Annotated in this window: 22 protein-coding genes; 10 read left to right on the forward strand and 12 right to left on the reverse strand. The window is 64.2% G+C overall.

Annotated elements, in window-relative coordinates; translation table 11 throughout:
• Positions 1-200: 200 nt before the first annotated feature.
• The 7 genes from CNQ84_RS19010 to CNQ84_RS19040 form a co-directional block, all read right to left on the reverse strand.
• The gene (locus CNQ84_RS19010; protein ID WP_096006357.1) at positions 201-998 is read right to left on the reverse strand and encodes a DUF817 domain-containing protein; all 798 of its coding nucleotides are present in this window, start codon (positions 996-998) and stop codon (positions 201-203) included.
• Positions 999-1,034: 36 nt separating this feature from the next.
• Positions 1,035-2,744, reverse strand: coding sequence for a gamma-glutamyltransferase (gene ggt / locus CNQ84_RS19015; protein ID WP_096006358.1), 1,710 nt, complete (start codon positions 2,742-2,744; stop codon positions 1,035-1,037).
• A gap of 4 nt (positions 2,745-2,748) precedes the next feature.
• Entirely contained in the window at positions 2,749-3,000 is a 252-nt protein-coding gene (locus CNQ84_RS19020; RefSeq protein ID WP_083724024.1) for a YfhL family 4Fe-4S dicluster ferredoxin, read from the reverse strand.
• Positions 3,001-3,018: 18 nt separating this feature from the next.
• Entirely contained in the window at positions 3,019-3,498 is a 480-nt protein-coding gene (gene coaD / locus CNQ84_RS19025) for a pantetheine-phosphate adenylyltransferase (protein WP_083724026.1), read from the reverse strand.
• A gap of 125 nt (positions 3,499-3,623) precedes the next feature.
• On the reverse strand, positions 3,624-5,213 hold the full coding sequence (locus CNQ84_RS19030; protein WP_096006359.1) for a GMC family oxidoreductase: 1,590 nt from the start codon (positions 5,211-5,213) through the stop codon (positions 3,624-3,626).
• 9 nt (positions 5,214-5,222) lie between these two features.
• The gene (locus CNQ84_RS19035) at positions 5,223-5,759 is read right to left on the reverse strand and encodes a twin-arginine translocation pathway signal protein (RefSeq protein ID WP_096006360.1); all 537 of its coding nucleotides are present in this window, start codon (positions 5,757-5,759) and stop codon (positions 5,223-5,225) included.
• Positions 5,760-5,793: 34 nt separating this feature from the next.
• On the reverse strand, positions 5,794-7,236 hold the full coding sequence (locus tag CNQ84_RS19040) for a coniferyl aldehyde dehydrogenase (protein ID WP_096006361.1): 1,443 nt from the start codon (positions 7,234-7,236) through the stop codon (positions 5,794-5,796).
• Positions 7,237-7,401: 165 nt separating this feature from the next.
• Here CNQ84_RS19040 and CNQ84_RS19045 point away from each other — a divergent pair, with 165 nt between their 5' ends.
• Positions 7,402-8,052, forward strand: a complete 651-nt coding sequence (locus CNQ84_RS19045) for a TetR/AcrR family transcriptional regulator (RefSeq protein ID WP_096006362.1) — start codon at positions 7,402-7,404, stop codon at positions 8,050-8,052.
• Here the strand turns inward: CNQ84_RS19045 and CNQ84_RS19050 are convergent.
• The 4 genes from CNQ84_RS19050 to CNQ84_RS19065 are packed head-to-tail and all read right to left on the reverse strand — an operon-like array spanning position 8,028 to position 12,491.
• Positions 8,028-9,029, reverse strand: coding sequence for a hydrolase (locus CNQ84_RS19050; protein WP_096006375.1), 1,002 nt, complete (start codon positions 9,027-9,029; stop codon positions 8,028-8,030). The genes CNQ84_RS19045 and CNQ84_RS19050 overlap by 25 nt on opposite strands.
• Entirely contained in the window at positions 9,026-9,607 is a 582-nt protein-coding gene (gene rsmD, locus CNQ84_RS19055) for a 16S rRNA (guanine(966)-N(2))-methyltransferase RsmD (RefSeq protein ID WP_096006363.1), read from the reverse strand. The genes CNQ84_RS19050 and rsmD overlap by 4 nt, the downstream gene beginning before the upstream one ends.
• Positions 9,604-11,148, reverse strand: coding sequence for a M16 family metallopeptidase (locus tag CNQ84_RS19060; RefSeq protein WP_096006364.1), 1,545 nt, complete (start codon positions 11,146-11,148; stop codon positions 9,604-9,606). Before CNQ84_RS19060 ends, rsmD begins: the two co-directional genes overlap by 4 nt.
• Positions 11,145-12,491 carry a M16 family metallopeptidase gene (locus CNQ84_RS19065; RefSeq protein ID WP_096006365.1) on the reverse strand — a complete coding sequence of 449 codons (1,347 nt, stop codon included), beginning with the start codon at positions 12,489-12,491 and terminating at the stop codon, positions 11,145-11,147. The genes CNQ84_RS19060 and CNQ84_RS19065 overlap by 4 nt, the downstream gene beginning before the upstream one ends.
• Before the next feature lie 145 nt (positions 12,492-12,636).
• Between CNQ84_RS19065 and ftsY the strand changes: the two genes are divergently transcribed.
• The 5 genes from ftsY (at position 12,637) to CNQ84_RS19090 (ending at position 17,256) form a co-directional block, all read left to right on the forward strand.
• Positions 12,637-13,839, forward strand: coding sequence for a signal recognition particle-docking protein FtsY (gene ftsY / locus CNQ84_RS19070; protein WP_096006366.1), 1,203 nt, complete (start codon positions 12,637-12,639; stop codon positions 13,837-13,839).
• On the forward strand, positions 13,840-14,505 hold the full coding sequence (gene ftsE / locus CNQ84_RS19075; RefSeq protein ID WP_096006367.1) for a cell division ATP-binding protein FtsE: 666 nt from the start codon (positions 13,840-13,842) through the stop codon (positions 14,503-14,505).
• Positions 14,505-15,503, forward strand: coding sequence for a permease-like cell division protein FtsX (gene ftsX / locus CNQ84_RS19080; RefSeq protein WP_096006368.1), 999 nt, complete (start codon positions 14,505-14,507; stop codon positions 15,501-15,503). The genes ftsE and ftsX overlap by 1 nt, the downstream gene beginning before the upstream one ends.
• Before the next feature lie 169 nt (positions 15,504-15,672).
• A complete protein-coding gene (gene rpoH, locus CNQ84_RS19085; RefSeq protein ID WP_096006369.1) occupies positions 15,673-16,536 on the forward strand; it encodes an RNA polymerase sigma factor RpoH in 864 nt (287 codons plus the stop codon).
• Positions 16,537-16,650: 114 nt separating this feature from the next.
• Positions 16,651-17,256, forward strand: a complete 606-nt coding sequence (locus CNQ84_RS19090) for a hypothetical protein (protein WP_096006370.1) — start codon at positions 16,651-16,653, stop codon at positions 17,254-17,256.
• A 76-nt stretch (positions 17,257-17,332) separates the two neighbouring features.
• On the opposite strand, the gene mtgA is transcribed toward CNQ84_RS19090, so the two are convergent.
• Positions 17,333-18,085, reverse strand: coding sequence for a monofunctional biosynthetic peptidoglycan transglycosylase (mtgA, locus tag CNQ84_RS19095; protein ID WP_096006371.1), 753 nt, complete (start codon positions 18,083-18,085; stop codon positions 17,333-17,335).
• A gap of 50 nt (positions 18,086-18,135) precedes the next feature.
• Between mtgA and CNQ84_RS19100 the strand changes: the two genes are divergently transcribed.
• The 4 genes from CNQ84_RS19100 to trmB all read left to right on the forward strand — a co-directional run bounded on the left by CNQ84_RS19100 (position 18,136) and on the right by trmB (position 20,435).
• Positions 18,136-18,510 carry a DUF423 domain-containing protein gene (locus CNQ84_RS19100; RefSeq protein ID WP_096006372.1) on the forward strand — a complete coding sequence of 125 codons (375 nt, stop codon included), beginning with the start codon at positions 18,136-18,138 and terminating at the stop codon, positions 18,508-18,510.
• 111 nt (positions 18,511-18,621) lie between these two features.
• Positions 18,622-18,822, forward strand: a complete 201-nt coding sequence (gene thiS, locus CNQ84_RS19105; RefSeq protein ID WP_096006373.1) for a sulfur carrier protein ThiS — start codon at positions 18,622-18,624, stop codon at positions 18,820-18,822.
• A 23-nt stretch (positions 18,823-18,845) separates the two neighbouring features.
• Positions 18,846-19,637 (forward strand): thiazole synthase, encoded by a 792-nt coding sequence (locus tag CNQ84_RS19110; RefSeq protein WP_174704272.1) that lies wholly within the window; start codon positions 18,846-18,848, stop codon positions 19,635-19,637.
• Positions 19,638-19,787: 150 nt separating this feature from the next.
• Positions 19,788-20,435, forward strand: coding sequence for a tRNA (guanosine(46)-N7)-methyltransferase TrmB (gene trmB / locus CNQ84_RS19115; protein ID WP_245841533.1), 648 nt, complete (start codon positions 19,788-19,790; stop codon positions 20,433-20,435).
• Positions 20,436-20,486 lie beyond the last annotated feature (51 nt).

Consider the following 20,486-nt stretch of genomic DNA (forward strand, 5'->3'; position numbering starts at 1 on the left):
TCGGCGTCGCTCGTCGCTCACGTGGAATGACCACGCTACGCTTCTCGCTCCTTGATTGGCGGCTTTACAGGCTGCAACAGGTGGGTGAACGAAACGTCAACAGACCCTAGCCTCGCGCTCAGATGCAGCATGAAAAAGCCGGACCGGCGATATCGCGGTCCGGCTTTTTCTGCCTCTTCGCGCGGTGGCGTGTCCGCGCGTTACGCCTGCGCTCTTGCCGGCACGCGCGTGACCGGATTGTTGATCAGCGACACCAGGACAAAGCTCAGCAGCATCAATAGATACCAAGAGCTCAGCTTGGCCAGTGAGACCATGTGCCATTGTTCTTTCTGGTTAGGGTAGACCCAGACGTTGGCGTAGGTGGCGATGTTTTCAGCAAACCAGATGAACAGTGCCACCAGAAACCAGCCCAGCAGCAGGGGCATCCAGCGATGGGTCTTGCTGATCTTGAAATGAATCTGCGTTCGCCAGAACAGGTAGACCGTGGTCGCCAGCAAGAGCCAGCGCAGATCCCAGACGAAGTGGTGGGTAAAGAAGTTGAGGTAGATCAGGCTGACCAGTACTACCGTCTGCCAGCGCGCCGGGTAGTGGGTGTATTGAAAGTCAAAAAGGCGCCAGACGCGGGCGATGTAGCTACCCACCGCGCTGTACATAAAGCCGGTAAACAAGGGCACATTACCGATACCAAACAGGTAAGCCTCCGGATACTGCCAGGAGCCGATGGCGTCCGAGGTCTTGAACAGCTCCATGACTGTTGCGGTGACATGAAACACCACAATGACCATGGACTCGCGCAGGGTTTCCAGCCGTGCGGCCAGCATAAATAGCTGAAAGCCGATCGCGGCAAGAAAGATGAAGTCGTAGCGGTGCAACCCTTCGATCGGGTACCAGTAGCGGGTCACCACCATCACCAGCAACAAAAAACCGCCGAACAGGCAGGCATAGGCCTGTTTGAGGCCGAAGCGCCAGAACTCGTAAATAAAGGTTTTTATACGAATACCTTTGCGTGGTGATGCGGATCGGTTGTGGCTGCGTTATTCGCTCGGTGTTCGTTCCGCGCGCGGCGCTACGCCGGCCGCACCGATACCGCGACGGTCGCTGGCAGCGCTGACGCGGTTGCGGGTCTTGTCCCAGGACACCGCGTGCATATTGCCGTAGTCGCGGCCCACCGGCTCGATCCGGTGGCCCATGGCTTCCAGCGTCTGACGCTGCTGTGCGGTGAAGGCGGCATCTTCGACCTGAATGTAGTCCGGCAGGTACTGGTGGTGGTAGCGCGGACGGCTGACCCAGCGTTCGACCGGCTCGCCGTGCATGACGTCCAGCGTACCGAGCAGCACCATGGTGATAATACGGCTGCCGCCGGGCGTGCCGAGCAGCGCCAACTGCTGGTCGTTTTCCAGCATGGTCGGAGTCATGCTTGAGAGCGGGCGCTTGCCGGGGGCGATGGCGTTGGCCTCGCTGCCAGCCAGGCCGTAGGCGTTGCTACCGCTTGGGTCAGCGGCAAAGTCGTCCATCTCGTTGTTCAGCAGCACGCCGGTGCCGGGCGGAGTGAAGGCCGCGCCGAAGGGCAGGTTGATGCTCAGGGTGGCGGAGACGGCGTTGCCGTCGGCGTCCAGCAGCGAGAAGTGGGTGGTATTGGTGCCTTCGTGGAACTCGCGCAGCGGACCAAGCTCGCTGCTCGGGGTGGCGTGTTCGGGGTCAATGTCCTGCGCCATGGCCACGGCGTAGGCCTTGGAGGTCAGCTCGGCCACCGGCACGGGTACAAAGTCATTGTCGCCCAGCAGCATGGCCCGGTCGCGGTAGACCCGTCGCATCAGCTCGACCAACTGGTGGGTCTGCGCTATCGAGCGGTTGGGGCTGGCGGGCAGGGCGGGCAGCGCCTGCAGAATGCCGGCCAGTGCAATGCCGCCGGCGGACGGCAGCGGTGCGCTGATGACCTGATAGCCGCCGCTGGAGAAACGAATGGGGCTGCGCTCGATGACGCGGTAGTTATCCAGGTCGGCTTGTTGCCAGACGCCGCCGGCCGCCTGCACGCCGCGCAGCAGGTGCTCGGCCACCGGGCCACGGTAGAAGCCGTCGCGTCCATCCTGTGCAATGGCGCGCAGGGTATTCGCCAGCTCGGGCTGGGTAATCAGGGTGCCGGTCTCGGGCGCCTGGTTGTCACGCAGAAACAGCCGGGCGGTTTCTGCGTCGCGCTGCATGGCTTCCAGTCGGAAGCCGACCAGCGTGCGGTAGTGCTCGCTGCTGGTGAAGCCGTTTTCTGCTGCCTCGATGGCTGGCGCCAGCGACTGCGCCAGCGGCAGGCGACCGTAGTGCTCGGCCAGGTGGACCAGGGCTGCCGGGATGCCGGGAATGCCGGCGGCCAGTGGGCCGTTGATGGCCGGGTCGCGTTGTACCTCGCCGCTGCTGTCGCGGTACAGGTCGCGGCCAGCCTTGCCGGGTGCGGTTTCGCGGGCGTCGATGAAACGATAGGGCTGGTCAGGGTTGCGGGGCTGGCGCAACAGGAAGAAGCCGCCGCCGCCAATACCGGAGCTGTAGGGCTCGACCACCGCCAGGGTAGCGGCTACCGCGATGGCGGCGTCGAAGGCATTGCCGCCGTCGGCCATGATCTCAAGGCCAGCTTCGGTGGCCACCGGGTGGGCGCTGGCGACCGCGCTGCGGCCTGGGCCATCCGCTGCCAGCAGGGGAGTGCTGCACAGTAGCAGCACACTGAGGCTAAGGGGCTGGCGCAGGCGAGTCATCATGCGCTTAGGCCTGGCCGGTGATGATCTTGTATTTGTCCATCAGCTCGTCCTTGCTTTCGACGTTGTCCGGGTCCAGCGGAATGCAGTCGACCGGGCAGACCTGCTGGCACTGGGGTTCGTCGAAATGGCCGACGCACTCGGTGCACAGGTTGGGGTCGATGACGTAGATCTCCTCACCCTGGGAGATGGCGCCGTTGGGGCACTCGGGCTCGCAGACGTCGCAGTTGATGCAGTCGTCGGTGATGATCAGTGACATGCTCTGACTCCTGCTGCCTCAGCCGCTGAAGCGCTCGGTCAGCGCCTCGTTGACCACCGGGTGGACGAACTTGGTGACATCACCGCCCAGAGCGGCAATTTCGCGTACCAGTGTGGACGAAATGTAGGAGTACTTCTCCGAGGGCGTCAGGAACAGGCTTTCCACGTCGGGTGCCAGCACGCGGTTCATGTTGGCCAGCTGGAATTCGTACTCGAAGTCGGAGACCGCGCGCAGGCCACGCAGCAGCACGTTGGCGTCCACTTCCTTGACGAAGTGCGCCAGCAGGGACGAAAAGCCGACAACTTCGACGTTGGGCAGATGGCTCAGCACCGTCTTGGCCATGTCGACGCGTTGCTCCAACGAGAAGGCGGGGTTCTTCTTCGGGCTGGCGGCAACAGCCACGACCACACGGTCAAACAGCCGCGCAGCGCGCTCCACCAGATCGGTGTGGCCTTTGGTGATGGGGTCGAAGGTGCCGGGGTAGAGTACGGTGTTCATGCCAGAGCGGGTCCTGCAGCGGGTGGTAGAGAGGCAGATGGTAGCTCAACAACCATCGAAAACCCAGCTGTGAACCGCTCGCCCGCCGGGGGCGGGCGGCATCGATTGGTCTTTGCTCCCGGCGTTCAGGTCAATTCCTCGGCCAGCTGGCTGGCCAGGCGCGCTACCAGACCGTAGATCGACAGCTGCGGGTTGGCACCGATGCTGGTGGGGAACAGCGAGCCATCGAGGATCGACAGGTTCTCCAGCTGGTGATGCCGGCCCTTGCTGTCGACCACGGCCTGCTGCGGATCTTCGCCCATGGCGCAGCCGCCCATCACATGGGCGCTGGCCAGGCGCACGTCGTGGGCGCGATAGGACAGCCCGCCAATCTGCTGACGGAAGTCCGCCCAGCTGGTACTCAGGCGTCCGTGGGCGTGGCTGGGCATCACCGCCTTGGCTCCGGCGGCAAACTGGATTTCGCCCATGCTCAGGTAAGCGCGGCGCACGCCGTCCCAGAGGTAGTCGTTGAGCGGGTAGTCGAGTACCGGATCGCCGTTGTCGCGCAGGCTGACGCTACCGCCCTGGCTTTGTTCGTGGAAGCCGTCACGCAGCAGCGCCAGCAGGATGTTGCTCTGCGGCAGCGCGGCCATGCGCTGCAGGCTCTGCATGCCAAAGCCGCCCATCAGGGTGGCGGTAATGCTGGGCTGCATGGGCGGCACTTCCAGCTTGTAGCCCATCGGGCCACTGGTGCCCTGATCCCACTGGAAATGGTCCGAGTAGATCGACTGCGGCGCGCCGTAGTAGCCGTGGATGTCGCGCTCGTACTGGGCCAGGGTCAGGTTGACCGGATGCAGGAAGGTGCGTTTGCCGACGCGCTGGTGCGGGTCGGGTGCTTTGGAGCGCAGCAACAGGCCAGGATTGTTGATGCCGCCGCCGGCCAGCACAATATGCGGCGCGCGCAGGGTCAGACGTTGCCCGGCAGGGCGGCTGAGGTGCGCATCCATGGCCCGGCAGTGTACCGCGCTGACCCGGTCGCCGGTAAACGACAGGCGCTCGGCGCGGGCGCTGTGTACCAGCACGGCGCCCTTGTCCAGCGCCGCTGGCAGGGTGGTCACCAGCATCGATTGCTTGGCGTTGGTCGGGCAGCCGGTGCCGCAATAGCCCAGGTTCCAGCAGCCGCGCACGTTGCGGGGAATCACCTTCCAGTGGTAGCCCAACTGTTCGCAGCCTTGGCGAATGACGTCGTTGTTGGCATTCGGCGGGACGGCCCAGGGCGCCACGCCGAGGCGCTCTTCCATGCGGGCGAACCAGGGCGCCATGCTGGCGCTGTCCAGGCCCTTGACGCCGTGCTCGCTGGCCCAGTGTGCCAGGGTTGGATCGGGGGTGCGGAAGCTGCTGGTCCAGTTGACGGTGGTGGTGCCGCCGACGGTGCGACCCTGCAGGATGCCGATGGTTGCGTCGGCGGTCGCGCGGGCCGAGGCCTCCTGATACAGCTCGGCGTAGGCCTTGGCTTCGTCGTTCTTGAAGTCGCTGGAGGTCTTCAGCGAGCCCTCTTCCACCAGCAGCACGCGCAGACCGGCGTTGGCCAGAATCTCTGCGCTGGTGCCGCCACCGGCGCCGGTGCCGATAATGATGACATCGGCTTCCAGTTCGCGATCGCTGTCCAGCTCGCGCGCATCAATGACCTGCCAGCCGCGCGCCAGGCCCTGCAGGAAAATATCGGGTACAGGCATGGAAACCTCTCAGACTTGCGGCGGGCCGGGGTAGCCGACGGCGGCCCAGGATTGCGGGGTGGCGTACCAGGACAACTGCAGCAGCTGTGTGATGGCCTTGTGGCCCTTGCGCAACAGCTCGAAACGGCTGTCGCGCCAGCGCAGCAGGAAGGTTTCCAGTTGCTTTGGGCTAGCCTCGGCCAGATTGCCCCAGATGCCGGTCAGCGGGCCGCGGGTCAGCGGCAGCGACAGCATGCCCAGCAGGTTGAGGACTTCATCCTGGACAAAGGGGGAGGCGGCTTGCAGGGAGCGGTCCAGCTGGGCCGTGGCCAGGGTAATGGCGTCGGTCTCGGCAAACGCCGGGTGCGGGCCGATCACGGCAGGGTAGAGGGCGCGCAGCAGCGGCAGGTCAGAGTCGCGCAGCACTGCCAGATGGCTGGCTGGCGCGCTGCTGCTGCAGCCGCTGAGGCTGGCGGTCAGGCCGGCGGTGCCGAGCACCATGGTGGCGCCCAGACCCAGCTTGAGCAGGCTGCGCCGGTCAAGGCTCGGCGAGTTGGTATCAGGCATGGTCGTTCTTCTTTTTATTGTTGTTTACGCTGTCTCAGCGCAGAAACAGTTTGTACACGAGATTGAGCAGTTTGCCACCGTAGGGCGGGTAGATCGGCTTGGCGCCGTTGTAACGCTGCTTGATGTAGACGCCCTTGGCCTTGCTCATGGTGAGAAAGCCTTCGTGGCCGTGGTAGTGGCCCATACCGGAGGCGCCGATGCCGCCGAAGGGCATGTCATCCTGGGCCACATGCAGCAGCGCATCGTTGATGCACATGCCGCCGGCGTGGGTCTGCTCCATCAGTCGTTGCTGCTCGGCCTTGTCGTAGCCGAAATAATAGAGCGCCAGCGGACGCGGGCGCTCGGCGATGTAGTCGAGCGCGGCATCCAGATTGTCGTACGGCAGGATCGGCAGCAGCGGGCCGAAGATTTCGTCCTGCATGACCTTCATGTCGTCGTTGACGTCCAGCAGCAGGGTCGGCGCGATAATGCGTGTGCCGCTCAGATCCTCGTTACCCGGGTTGATCGGCAGGATGCGTGCGCCTTTCTCTTCGGCATCATTCAGGTAGCTCTGCAGGCGCTGATACTGCCGCGGGTTGATCACCTGGGTGAAGTCGGCGTTGTCGCGCAGGTTCGGGTACATCTGGGCAAACTGCGTATGCAGCGCCTGGGTCAGCTCCTCGACCCGGCCGCGCGGGCAGAGGATGTAGTCGGGGGCGACGCAGGTCTGGCCGGCGTTGACGCCCTTGCCAAAGGCAATGCGCTCGGCTGCGTCAGCCAGCGGCACGTCGGCAGACACGATGGCCGGTGACTTGCCGCCCAGCTCCAGGGTGACCGGGGTCAGGTTGTCGGCGGCCGCGCGCATCACGTGGCGGCCGATACTGGTAGCGCCGGTAAACAGCAGATGATCGAACGCCAGTTTGGAGAAGGCGACGCCCACGTCGGCTTCGCCAGTGACCACGGCGACGTGATCTTGCGGGAAGATCTCACCCAAGAGTTGTTCCAGCACCTCGGCGGTACGCGGGGTGGATTCGCTCATCTTGATCATCGCCCGGTTACCGGCCGACAGCGCGGTGATCAGCGGGCCGACGGCGAGAAACAGCGGGTAGTTCCAGGGCACGATGATGCCGACCACGCCCAGCGGTTGGTACACCACTTGCGCCTTGGCCGGTTGAAAGGCGATACCGACCCGACGGCGTGAGGGCTTCATCCAGCGGCGTACTCGCTTGCTGGCGTAATGAATGCCTTCGAGCGAGGGCATGATTTCCGCCAGCCGCGTTTCGTCCGCCGAGCGACGGCCGAAGTCGTCGCTGATGGCGTCGATCAGCGCCTGCTGGTGTTTCAGAATCCCTTGCTTGAGAGCCTGCAGCTGCTGAATGCGTTCGTCGGCGGAGGGCATGGGGGCCTTGCGAAACGCCGCGCGCTGGGCGTCGAACAGGTCGTGCATGCGGCTGATGGACTGCTGCTGCTCTTGCATGTAGGCGATATCGGCTACCATGGTGCCTCCGTCGGCTGGGTCAGCTGTGCCAGCACTGTTTTGTTGTTATCGGCGCTGTTGTCGTCGGCGAGGTCTGTGAGTCCTGCCGTTGTCGGTCTGGACTGTATTTCTAGAGTAATTGCTCTAAAGTGTCAAATAATCTGTGAGTGAAGCCGACCAACGACCATGAAAACCCGCGACCGCATCATCGAAGCCAGCCTGCAGTTGTTCAACGAGCAGGGCGAGCGCGCTGTTACCACCAACCACATTGCTGCGCATCTGGGCATGTCGCCGGGCAACCTCTATTACCACTTCCGCAACAAGCAGCAGATCATTGCCGAGCTGTTCGAGCGCTACGCTGCTGAAGCCGAGCAGAATCTGGCCTTGCCGCAGGGCCGGGCGCTCGATCTGGATGACAAGGCGCGTTACCTGGAGTCGATGGGTGCCACCATGTGGCGCTACCGCTTCATGCTGCGCGACCTGGAGCACTTGCTGGCCAGCGATGTGGAGCTGGCTGCGCGCTATCGGGCATTTTCGCGCCACTCCCTGCGGGCGATCGAGGCTATCTTCCAGGGCACGATTGATGCGGGCATTCTGGATGCCCGCTACGCCAACGCTGAGGTACTGGCGCTCAACAGCTGGTTGCTGATGACCAGCTGGGTCAACTTTCTCTGCACCACCATGCTCAACGACGCGCAGGATGACCTGACGCCGCAGATGCTGCGACGGGGCGTCTATCAGGTGTTGGCGCAGGAGCGCGGCCTGCTCAGCGAGGCCGCTCGCCCGGCGGTGGACGTGATGCTGGAACGGCTCTACTCGCCGCTCGCGGCAGACTGAAGCTGCTGTTGGAACCAGGCGGGAATGCGCCGCTCCAGATAGTAGCGCGGTTGCCAGGGCGGCCCTTCGATAAAGCCGACGTGACCACCGCCCTGGTGCAGCTCAAACTCGGTTTGCGGGCCGAGTTCGCTGAGCTGCGGCAGGCTGTGCGGGTAGACGAAGGGGTCGTTGTGGGCCTGAATCAGCAGACAGGGCACCTGAATTGCGCCGAGAAAATATCGGCTGCTGCAGCGTCGGTAGTAGTCCTGCGCGCTGGCATAGCCGTGCAGCGGCGCGGTCACCCGGCCATCGAAATCCCAGAAGGTATCCATTCCCTCCATTGAGCCCAACGCATCCAGCCGTGCCTGCTCGCTGTGCCTGCCTTGATGCTGGAACAGGCGCTTCTTGTTGCTGACGTAGGCCAGCATGTCACGCATGAAGCGGCCCTGGTAGACCCGCGAGAAGCCCACGCTGATGCGATCGGCGCATTGATCCAGCCGAAACGGCGCCGAGACTGCGACCGCCGCGTGCAATGGGCATTGGTCCGCACATTCACCCAGATATTTGAGCAGCACGTTACCGCCCAGTGAGTAGCCGGCGGCCGCCAATGTGCGCCCGGGATAGCGCAGCAGCACATGGTTGACCACCTCGGCCAGATCATCGCTGGCGCCAGAGTGGTAGGCGCGGGCGCTGTGGTTGGGCTCGCCCGAGCAGCCGCGCCAGTTGACCGCGACGCTACGCCAGCCGAGTTTCGCCAGTTGTTGTTGCTGGCCGAGGATATACAGCGAGCTGGAGCTGCCGGTCAGGCCGTGCAGCAGAATCACGCAGGGCGTATCGGGATGGTCCGGCCCGAACCAGTCGAGGTCGAGAAAGTCGCCGTCGGCGAGGGTCAGCCGCTCGCGCTCGCGATGCAGCAGGGGCGGACGGCGCAGCAGTGGGCTGAACAGGGTCTGCAGGTGGCCGCCGGGCAGCCAGCGCGCAGGCCGGAAGCGGCTCACGCTGCCCGGTGCCACAGGCTGTACCAGACCTGACCGGCGCGCTTTTCTCGGTGCAGTTGCCAGCTGCCGGGCAGGGTCAGCTGGCTGGGCGATTGCTCGCTTTCAATATAGATCTGTGCGTCGTCGGCCAGCCAGCCGTTGGCTTCCAGCGCGCTGCAGGCCGGTTCAAGCAGGCCCTGATGGAACGGCGGATCGAGAAACACCAGATCAAATTGACGCGGCGGCGTACCGCTCAGCAGGGACAGGCCGTCCTGCTGGACCACCTCGGCGCGATCGCATTCCAGTGTCTGCAGATGGCCGCGCAGGGTCTGCACCACATCCCGGCTGAGGTCACCGGCCAAAGCGCTGGCGGCGCCGCGAGACAGGGCTTCCAGGGTCAGCGCGCCACTGCCGGTGAACGGGTCCAGGCAATGGGCGCCGGGCACAGCGCTGCTCAGCCAGTTGAACAGCGTCTCACGTACGCGGTCGGGCGTCGGGCGCAGGCCCGGCTGCTCGGTAAAGCTGAAACGGCGGCTGCGCCACTCCCCCGCGATGATGCGTAGCTGGCTGACGCGCGCCTTGGTGCGAACGGGCTTCATGCGTCCTCGCTCTCTGTGGTCTGGGCTGCCGAGTCGCTCTCGGTGTCGCTGCTGTCTTGCTCCGGCTCCGGTTGCGGCGGGCCAACGGTGATGATCACGCGCCGGTCGGCCGGCAGCTGGCGGGCAAAGGCGTCGCGGATATCTTCGCTGGTCAGCGCTTGCACGCGATCCAGGAACAGCTGCATGTAGTTCAGCGGCAGGTCATAAAAGCCGATGGCGCCCAATTGCGAGACGATGGCGCCGTTGCTCGCGGTGCTGAGCGGAAATTCGCCCAGCATTTGCTGCTTGGCGCGGCTCAGCTCGGTGTCGGTCGGGCCGCTACGGATGAACTCATCCAGCACCTGATTGGCGACGTCCAGCGCCTGCTCGGCCTGGTCGGCGCGGGTCTGAATGCTGATATAGAAGGGGCCGGGCGCCTGCATGGCACTGAAGGTGCTGCGCGGCGAGTAGGCCAGCCCGCGTTGCTCGCGGATCTCATGGACCAGGCGTGAACCAAAGCCGCCACCGCCCAGGATCTGGTTGCCCAGATACAGCGCCGCGTAGTCCGGATCATCTCGGCTGATGCCCTGCTGAGCGATCAGCAGATGGGTCTGGTTGCTGGCAAAGTCGATGTGCTGGGTGCTGGCGCTGACCGGCTCGGGTGCCGGGGTACGCGGCGCAGCATCACCCTGCGGCATGGCGTCGGCAAGATGCTGGGCCAGTTGCTCGGCGCGCTGGCGGTCGACGGCGCCAACCAGCGCAATCACCGCATTGCTGGCGTTGTAGTAGGTTTGCTGGAAGCGCTGTAGGTCTTCGCGGGTGATGGCGTTGATGCTCTCTTGCGTGCCGTCCGGCGGGATGCCGTAGGGGTGGCCGGGATACAGGGTCGACCAGAGTGCTTCGCTGGCCTGGCTGTCCGGGCGCTGGCGGGCATAGCGCAGGCCGGCCAGCATCTGTTCGCGGATACGCTGCAGCGAGGCCTCGGGGAAGCTCGGTTTGGCCAGAATCTGCGCAAACAGCGACAGCGCCGGCTCCAGCTTGTCGCTGGCGGTCAGAGTGCGCAGGCCAAGCAGGCCCATATCGCGATGCGCGCTGTTGCTGAACTGCGCGCCCAGGCGTTCAAAGCCCGCAGCGATATCGCCGGCATCCAGATTGCCGGTGCCTTCGTTGAGCATGGCGTTGGTAAAACCGGCCAGGCCCGGCAGCTCGCCGTCGCGGCTGGCGCCGGCGGCAAACAGGATCTGCACATCCAGCATCGGCAGCTCATCGGCGTGCATGTAATAGACCGGAGTACCCTGGCTGGTCTGCCAGTGCTGCAGGTCCAGCCCGCGGCGCGCCGGCGGGGTGTCCAGGTCCAGCTCCTCTAGTGACTGCAGTGCGGGCAGCGGCTCGCCAAAGACTTCGCTGGCGGTGTCGGTGACGACCAGCGCCTCGGTAGGCACCTCGACCGGCTCGGGGATGGACTGCTCGGGCGCACGCTCAACCAGCAGGAACAGCATGCCGCCGAGTACCAGCAGGGCAATCAGCCAGCGCAGCGCGGAAAACGGGGAACGGGGGCTCATGGTTGTGCCTCCTCGGCAAGCGGCAGGTTGTAACTGCGGGTCAGACGGTCGCGCACCAGGTAGCGGCGGGCTACCTCGCTGATCTGTTCTGGGGTAATGGCCTGCAGGGCTGCGGTGTCTTCGTCCACCAGCTCCCAGGACAGCCCGACCACCTCCAGCTCACCGATGCGATTGGCCTGCGCCATGATGCTGTCCTGGGCGTAGACCAAGCCGGCGACGACTTGGGCCTGCACGCGGGCCAGCTCGTCCTCGCTGGGCGGGTTTTGCTTGAGCTCGTCGATTTCCTGCCAGATCGCCTCTTCCAGCTGCGGCAGGTCAATGTTGCGGGCCTCGTTGGGGATGCCGCTGAAGACAAACAGGCTGTCGCCCCGGGTGAAGGCATCGTAGCCGGTGCCCACCGAGGTGGCGATGGCCTGGCCACGCTCCAGATGGCTGGGCAGGCGTGCGCTGTAGCCGCCGTCCAACACGGCGCCGAGCAGGCGCAGGGCATGGACTTCCCAGGCCTCGCTGGCGGTGTTCAGCGAGGGCACGTTGAAGCCCATCAGCAACGTTGGCAGTTGCAGGTCCAGATGCAGTGTCATGCTGCGCTCACCGGGCGCGGATAGCTCCAGCGGTGTGCGAACCACCGGTTTGGCGCCGGCGGGCACGGCGCCAAAGTAGCGCTCGACCAGCGGCTTGACCGTTTCGGGGTACACATCGCCAACAATCACCAGCACCGCGTTGCCCGGCACATAGTGCTGTTTGTACCAGGCACGCAGGTCCTCGATGCTCATGCGCTCGATGTCGTGCATCCAGCCGATGACCGGCTGGCGATAGGGATTGGCGGTGTAGGCCTGAGCGAGGAAGCGCTCGTAGGCCAGGCCGTTGGGGTTGTCATCCACGCGCATGCGGCGCTCTTCCTTGATGACCTCGATCTCCTTGATGAACTCGTCCTCGGGCAGGGTCAGCAGGTGCATGCGCTCGGCTTCGAGTTCCAGCGCGACGGGCAGCTGGTCACGGCTGAGCATCTGGTAGTAGGCGGTGTAGTCGCGACTGGTCATTGCGTTCTCGCTGGCGCCCAGGCTGCTCAGCAGGTGTGAGGCCTGGCCCGGCTCCAGATGCTCGCTGCCCTTGAACATCATGTGTTCCAGCGCGTGGGACAGACCGGTCTGCCCGGGCGGCTCGTCGACCCCGCCGACCTTGTACCAGACCTGCGAGACCACCACTGGTGCGCGGTGGTCTTCGCGGATAATGACCTTCAGGCCATTGTCCAGAGTGTAACTGTGGGTCGGTTGACGACTCTCGGCATGGGCGAGGGGCGTCAGCAGCGGGAGTAGAAGCAGGAGGTAACGCAAGGGCAGCATGCAGGTATCCTGTTGTGCGGCGTGGTCGAAAGGCGGGCCGGCAGACGGCGGCTGCGGGTCATACCGCCCTCGGCTGAAGTGGGGTAGGATAACCCAACCTTCAATGAGGCGGACATGCGCCGCCGAACTCAGATAGTGACACTTCATGTTTGGTTCCAAAGACAAGCCGCAAGACACCGACACCCAGGACAACAGCAAAGCCGAGAAGAAGGGGCTGTTTGGCTGGGCCCGGCGCAAGGACAAGCCCGCCGACGCACCGGCACAGACGGATGCGCCGGCGCCGCTGAGTGGCGACCTGAATACCATCGAGGGCCGTGAGGCCGCCGCGCGCGAAGCCGCCGCCTCGCTGTTTTCCGAGCTGGGCCAGCAAGCGCCGGCCGAGCCACCAGCCGAGGCAGTCGAGCCCGCAGTGCAGCCTGAAACCAGCGGCTTTTTTGCCCGCATGCGCCAGGGGCTGTCCAAGACCAGCGCCAACCTCGGCGAGGGCATGGCCAATCTGTTCCTCGGCGAGAAAGAAATCGACGACGAGCTGCTGGAGGAGATGGAAACCCGCCTGCTGATGGCCGACGTGGGTATCGAAGCCACCACCATGATCATGGAAACCCTGCAGCAGCGCGTTACCCGCCGCCAGGTCTCCAGCCGCAAGGCGCTGTACCGCGCGCTGCAGGATGAACTCGAAGCGCTGCTGGCGCATGTCGCCAAGCCGCTGGAAATCGACACCAGCAAGAAGCCCTATGTGATTCTGGTGGTTGGCGTGAATGGCGTCGGCAAGACCACCACCATCGGCAAGCTGGCCAAGCGTCTGCAGGGCGAGGGCAAGCAGGTGATGCTGGCCGCTGGCGACACCTTCCGCGCCGCCGCCGTCGAGCAGCTGCAGGTCTGGGGTGAGCGCAACAAGATTGGTGTGATTGCCCAGCACACCGGTTCGGACTCTGCGTCGGTGATCTTTGATGGCCTGCAGGCGGCCAAGGCGCGTGGCGCCGACGTGCTGATCGCCGACACCGCCGGGCGTCTGCATAACAAGGATCACCTGATGGACGAGCTGGCCAAGGTCAAGCGCGTCATGGCCAAGCTGGATGCCGACGCGCCCCACGAGGTGATGCTGGTGCTGGACGCCGGCACCGGCCAGAATGCGATCTCGCAGACCAAACTGTTTGACCAGGCGGTTGGTCTGACCGGTCTGACCCTGACCAAGCTGGACGGCACCGCCAAGGGCGGGGTGATCTTCGCGCTGGCCAAGCAGTTCGGCCTGCCGATCCGCTTTATCGGGGTGGGCGAGCAGATCGACGACCTGCGTCCCTTTACCGCATCGGACTTTGTCGCGGCACTGTTTGGACAGAAGCCATAAATGATTCGCTTTGAGCAGGTCAGCAAGCGCTATTCCAACGGTCATCAGGGGCTGGATAACCTCAGCTTTCATATTCGGACCGGCGAGATGGTGTTCATTACCGGCCATTCAGGCGCCGGCAAGAGCACCCTGCTCAAGCTGATCATGTGCATGGAGCGCCCCAGCAGTGGCGCCGTGCACGTGGGCGGGCAGAATCTGCGTGACCTGGGCAGTGACGATATTCCCTACCTGCGCCGTCAGGTGGGGGTGGTGTTTCAGAATCACCAGCTATTGTTTGATCGCACGGTCTTCGACAACGTCGCATTGCCGCTGATCATCAATGGCACGCCGAGTGATGAGGTGGGCCGCCGGGTGCGCGCCGCGCTCGACAAGGTCGGTCTGCTGAGCAAGGAAAATAGCTACCCCATTGCCCTCTCCGGCGGTGAGCAGCAGCGCGTCGGCATTGCCCGCGCCGTTGTGCACAAGCCTGCCCTGCTGCTGGCGGACGAGCCGACCGGTAACCTCGACCCGGAACTGTCGGCGGAAATCATGGGGCTGTTTGAAGACTTCAATCGCGTGGGGGTGACGGTGATCATCGCCAGTCACGACCTGCCGCTGATCGCCCGCCTGCACCACCGCACGCTGACCCTCGATCAGGGCCGCCTGCTGGCGGATGGAGAGTCCTGATGAGCGCCAATAAACCTACCCAGCCCGCTCGTCGCAAGGCGCCGAGCGGTGCCGCGCGCTCCCAGCGCAACTGGCGTCACCCGTTGCGCAGCTGGCTGGGCAGCCACCGTACCAGTGCCCTGCAGGCACTGGAGCGCGTGCGGCACTACCCGTTCAGCAGTGCCATGACCATTCTGGTCATGACCATCGCCCTGGCGTTGCCCATGGGGCTCTCGGTGCTGATCAATCAGGTCAAGCAACTGGGGGTGAACTGGCAGGAGGCGGCGCAGATCTCGGTTTATCTGGCCGATAGCGTCAGCGCCGAGCAGCAACAGACGCTGACCGAGCAGGTTGGTCAGCTCGCCGGTGTCGCCAGCGCCCAGCTGCTTGACAAGGACCTGGCCCTGGCCGAGTTTCAGCAACACGCCGGCATGGGCGACGCCCTGTTGCAGCTCGACTATAACCCCTTGCCCAGCGTCATCGTGGTGACCCCCAAGAGTATCGAAGGCGGCGCGGCTGCGCTGGAGCCGCTGCGTGACCGGCTGGTGGCGCTGGACGGGGTCGATCAGGTGCAGATTGACCTGCTCTGGGTCGAGCGCCTGTCGGCGATTCTGGCGATGTTCGAGCGCTTTGCCGGTGGTCTGGCGGTGCTGTTGATCATCGCCCTGTTGCTGGTGATGGCCAACACTATTCGCCTGGCGATCGAAAGCCGCCGCGAAGAAATTCTGGTGATCAAGCTGGTCGGCGGAACCGACGCCTTTGTCCGTCGTCCATTTCTCTATATCGGTGTGCTGTACGGCCTGCTGGCCGGCCTGCTGGCCTGGGTGCTGCTGGCGCTGGGGCTGGCCTGGCTGAATGTCACGGTGGAACGGGTCGCGGCGCTCTACCAGAGCGACTTCGCCTTGTTCGGCATGCCGTTCACTGACGGCCTGGCCCTGGTCTTCGGCGCCATGCTGCTCGGTCTCGCCGGCGCCTGGCTGGCGGTGGGACAGCACGTCAGGGCGATTGAGCCGCAGTGAGGCAGCTTCAAGCTGCAAGCGGATGGCGCCGGTCTTCCGGTCTGGGGTTTTGCTTGCAGCTTGTGGCTTGCAGCTTGAAGCTAGCGTGAGCCGCCGTTGAACTTTAGCCTACGTTCACAGTCCGATTTTGCGGTGATACACTGGGCCGTCATTTTTAGCGAGGTAGCGCATGAGCACTGCACTGCAGCCTGTTCATAATCTGGCTCCGGGAGCCAATCTCGAAGCCTACATCCAGAGCGTCAGCAGCATTCCTGTTCTGAGCGCAGACGAGGAGCGCGTGCTGGCTGACCGCCTGTACTATCACGAAGACCTTGAAGCCGCCCGCCAGCTGGTCATGTCCCATCTGCGCTTTGTGGTGCATATTGCCCGCAGCTATTCGGGCTACGGCCTGGCGCAGTCCGACCTGGTGCAGGAAGGCAACGTCGGCCTGATGAAGGCCGTCAAGCGCTTCAATCCGGAGATGGGCGTGCGCCTGGTGTCCTTTGCCGTGCACTGGATTCGCGCCGAGATCCATGAGTTCATTCTGCGCAACTGGCGCATCGTCAAGGTGGCTACCACCAAGGCCCAGCGCAAGCTGTTCTTCAATCTGCGCAGCGCCAAGAAGAAGCTGGCCTGGCTGTCGCAGAACGAAGTTGAAGCCGTGGCCGCTGACCTGGGCGTGGCCGAGCGCGAAGTGCGCGAGATGGAAAGCCGCCTGTACGGGCAGGACCTGGGTTTTGATGGTGCTCAGGACGACGACGATGACCACGCCTACGCGCCGGTGCATTATCTGGAAGACAAGCGTTACGATCCGGCTACCCAGCTGGAGTCGGCCGACTGGTCGGACAGCGCCAGCAGCAGTCTGCTGAGCGGTCTGGACGAGCTGGACGAGCGTAGCCGCGACATTCTCTATCAGCGCTGGCTGGCCGAGGAAAAGGCCACGCTGCACGAGTTGGCGGCCAAGTATCAGGTGTCGGCCGAACGTATCCGGCAGCTGGAAAAGAACGCCATGAACAAGCTGAAAAAGAACCTCGAGACCGAGGTCGCCATCTAAGGCGTCAGTTGGACTGAAAGGGCATCCACGGGATGCCCTTTTTGTTGGTGAGGCCGTCCGCCCGACCACCCCATTTTGTGTACCCGATCAGATAACAAGACCAAGGAGTAACGCATGACGCGCCGTCAGGGTGTGCGACTGGCCACACTGTTTACTGTGGTAATTCTCGCTTTCTATGCTTTTGGCTACTGGCAGTCGAAGCCGGCTGCGCCGGAGCCGATGGACTGGTACGGCCAGTATCAGGAGTCGCTGTTCAAACCCCTGCAGGCCCAGCGTCTGACGCTGGCTGATACCGGTGCGGCGCTGGGGCACGGCACCCTGTGGATGATCAGCTCCGAGGGTGAGCCGCTGCTGGTGAGTCGCTACACCCTGGAGAGCGACGATCTGAGCTGGCGTGCCCAGGCGGTGATCGCGCTGACGCCCGAGCAGACTGACAGCCTGGTGCAGGCCCAGGCCTGGCAGCCGGAGCTGCCCGATCAGCCGATCAGCTCGGCGGTGGGTGATGCCCTCAAGGACCGCAAGGTCGTGCGCTTGAGCATGATCCCCAACGAGCCGATGTCGCTGGCGCAGGTGCAGGGCACCTTCGGCAATCCCGACCTGCGACTGCCGGTCAGCGAAGGCGAAGCCTGGGTCTATCCGAAGGTGGGGGCCGTGGTCGCCGTGGGCGAAGAGCAGGCGCATTCCATCATGTTTGGCCTGCGCGAGGACCTGGGCCAGTAGCCTAAGCGCGCAAATGCCCTGCACGCTTGATTGGGCTGTTTGGCGTTAATTGCAGCGACCTGATGCTCTGCGCGGCTCAGATCTCCAGCCGGTTGCGCCAGTAACGCAGAGTCAGCCAGTCCGGCAGCGGTTTGCCGGCTTCCATCCGGTCGAGATAGTGTCGTCCGCCCAATTGCTGGCTTTGCTGACGAATCCAGTTGGCGCGGCGCAGGGCGTGCGGTGGTGGGCTGGCGGCATCCCAGTTCAGCGGGCTGGGCAGCACCGCCGCCAGCTGGGCCGATTGCTGGCTGGACAGGTAGCTGGCGCCTACACCGAAATGGTGCTGGGCCGCCGCTTCCACGCCATAGACGCCGTGATCCCACTCGGCGATATTCAGATACATCTCCAGAATCCGCTGCTTGGGCCAGATCAGCTCGATGCCGAGGGTAAACCAGGCTTCCAGTCCTTTGCGGATGTAGCTGCGGCCAGACCAGAGGAACAGGTTCTTGGCGACCTGCTGGCTGATGGTGCTGGCGCCGCGCAAGTTGCCGCCCTGCATGTTATGTTCCACGGCGGCGCGGATGGCCTTGAGATCAAAACCGTAGTGCTCGGCAAAGCGCTGGTCTTCGGCGGCGATCACGGCCATCTTCATGCTGTCGGGGATTTGCGCGTAGGGCGTCCATTGGTACTGCCGCTGATAGCCTGGCTGGTCGCGCTCGGTCACCCAGCGCTCGACCATCAGCATCGAGCCGGGCGCGGGTGCCCAGCGCAGCACGACGATAGGCAGCAGGCTGACGGCGGCGGCAATCAGCAGCCACTTGGCAATCTTGCGCAGGATACGTTTGAACATGGGCGTCCGGGTGGCGAGTCTGCCCGGAGTATAAACCGAGGGAGTAAAGCATGGCCAAGTGGCTGTTGATGTTGGCATCACTGAGTGGGTTCACCGGTGTGGCGCTGGGGGCGTTTGCGGCGCACGGGCTGCGCGGCAAGCTGCCGGAAAACCTGCTCAATGCCTTTCAGACCGGGGTGAGCTACCAGCTGTGGCACACCATGGCGTTGATCGGTGTCGCGCTGCTGTTGCTGCGCAGCCCGGAGAGCACGCTGCTGAAGGTGACCGGCGTGCTGTTCGCCGTGGGTATCCTGCTGTTTTCCGGCAGCCTGTACGTGCTGGCTCTCAGCGGCCTGGGCAAGTTGGGCATGATCACCCCGCTGGGCGGCGTGCTGTGGTTGATTGCCTGGCTGTGTCTGGGCCTCGCCGTCTGGCGCACGGTCTGAACTGGCGTGGCCAGCGGGCGGCAAAGGGCGTTATCATAGCGCCCTTGTCGCCGATCAATAATGGCCGCGCCACGCTGCCTTATCATCTCCATCCGTTGTTACCGAGCGCCCATGCAGATTCTCTTGAACGGTGAGCCCCACCACCTGGACCAGCCCTTGACTCTCAGCGAGCTGATCGCGCAGCTGGGCCTGACCGGCAAGCGCCTGGCGGTCGAGTTGAACCTTGAGATCGTGCCGCGCAGCCAGCATGCCGACACCCGCCTGGGCGAGGGTGACCGGGTGGAAATCGTGCATGCCATCGGTGGCGGCTAACCCAATCCTCGTTGGAGACCCTGATGACTGATATGACCCAGGATGCGCTGGAAATCGCCGGCGTTCGCTACCGTTCCCGTCTGCTGGTCGGCACCGGCAAGTACCAGGACCTGGACGAGACCGGCCGCGCGATCGAAGCCTCGGGTGCCGAGGTTGTCACTGTTGCCATCCGCCGCACCAATATCGGCCAGAACCCGGACGAGCCCAACCTGCTGGACGTGGTGTCGCCGGATCGCTATACCATTTTGCCGAACACCGCCGGTTGCTACACCGCCGATGAAGCGGTGCGTACCTGCCTCCTGGCCCGCGAGCTGCTGGATGGCCACAAGCTGGTCAAGCTGGAAGTGCTGGCCGACCAGAAGACCCTGTTCCCGAACGTGGTAGAAACCCTCAAGGCGGCCGAAGTGCTGATCAAGGACGGCTTTGACGTCATGGTCTACACCAGCGATGACCCGATCATCGCCCGCGAGCTGGCCGCCATGGGCTGCGTCGCAGTGATGCCGCTGGCCGGTCTGATCGGCTCCGGCATGGGCATCTGCAATCCCTGGAACCTGCGCATTATTCTGGAAGAAGCCACCGTACCGGTGCTGGTGGATGCCGGTGTCGGCACCGCCTCTGACGCCACCATCGCCATGGAGCTGGGCTGCGCCGGTGTGCTGATGAACAGTGCTATCGCCCACGCCGATCAGCCGGTGCTGATGGCCCAGGCCATGCACCATGCCGTCGTGGCTGGCCGCGCTGCCTATCTGGCCGGCCGCATGCCGCGCAAACTCTACGCTTCGGCGTCCTCGCCGCTGGACGGCACCCTGCGCTGAGCAGGCTATTCTTCTGTCAGGCGCTCTTCGGGGCGCCGTTTTATCCGACTCACGACCGAGCACCTCATGTCCGATACGCCCGAACTGCCCGACAGCGCAGAGACCCCCAACACCGATAACCCGCCACGCCGCGCCATTCGCAGCTTCGTCATGCGCGCTGGCCGTATGACTGAAGGCCAGCAGAAGGGCATTGATCAGGGCTGGCCGCGCTTTGGTCTGACGCTGGATCAGGGCATGCTCGACCTGGATGCCCTGTTTGGTCGTAGCGCACCGCGCACGCTGGAGATCGGCTTTGGTATGGGCCATTCGTTGCTGCAGATGGCCGCCGCTGCGCCCGAGCAGGATTTTATCGGCATTGAAGTACACCGTCCGGGTGTTGGCGCGTTGCTCAACGGCTTGCTGACAGAAGGGCTGAACAACGTACGGGTATTCGACTGCGACGCGATTGAAGTGCTCAACCGCTGCATCCCGGATGGCAGTCTGGACCGCTTGCTGCTGTTCTTCCCGGACCCGTGGCACAAGAAGAAGCACCACAAGCGTCGCATCGTGCAGCCGGCCTTTGCCGAGCAGGTGCGCCGCAAGCTGAAGGTCGGTGGTGTGTTTCATATGGCCACCGACTGGGAGCACTACGCCGAGCACATGCTGGAGGTCATGAACGTCGCCCCCGGTTATCGCAACCAGGCGGGCGAGGCCGGTTATGTACCGCGTCCCGAAGAGCGCCCGATCACCAAATTCGAGCGCCGTGGCGAGCGCCTCGGCCACGGCGTGTGGGACTTGAAGTTCGAACGAGTCGACTGATCAGGCGGTTGTTCGCGCCGTTCGCCTGACTGGATCCCCGCCTGCGCGCAC

It is taken from the genome of Pseudomonas abyssi (genome assembly GCF_002307495.1).
GTDB classification, from domain to species: Bacteria; Pseudomonadota; Gammaproteobacteria; order Pseudomonadales; family Pseudomonadaceae; genus Halopseudomonas; species Halopseudomonas abyssi.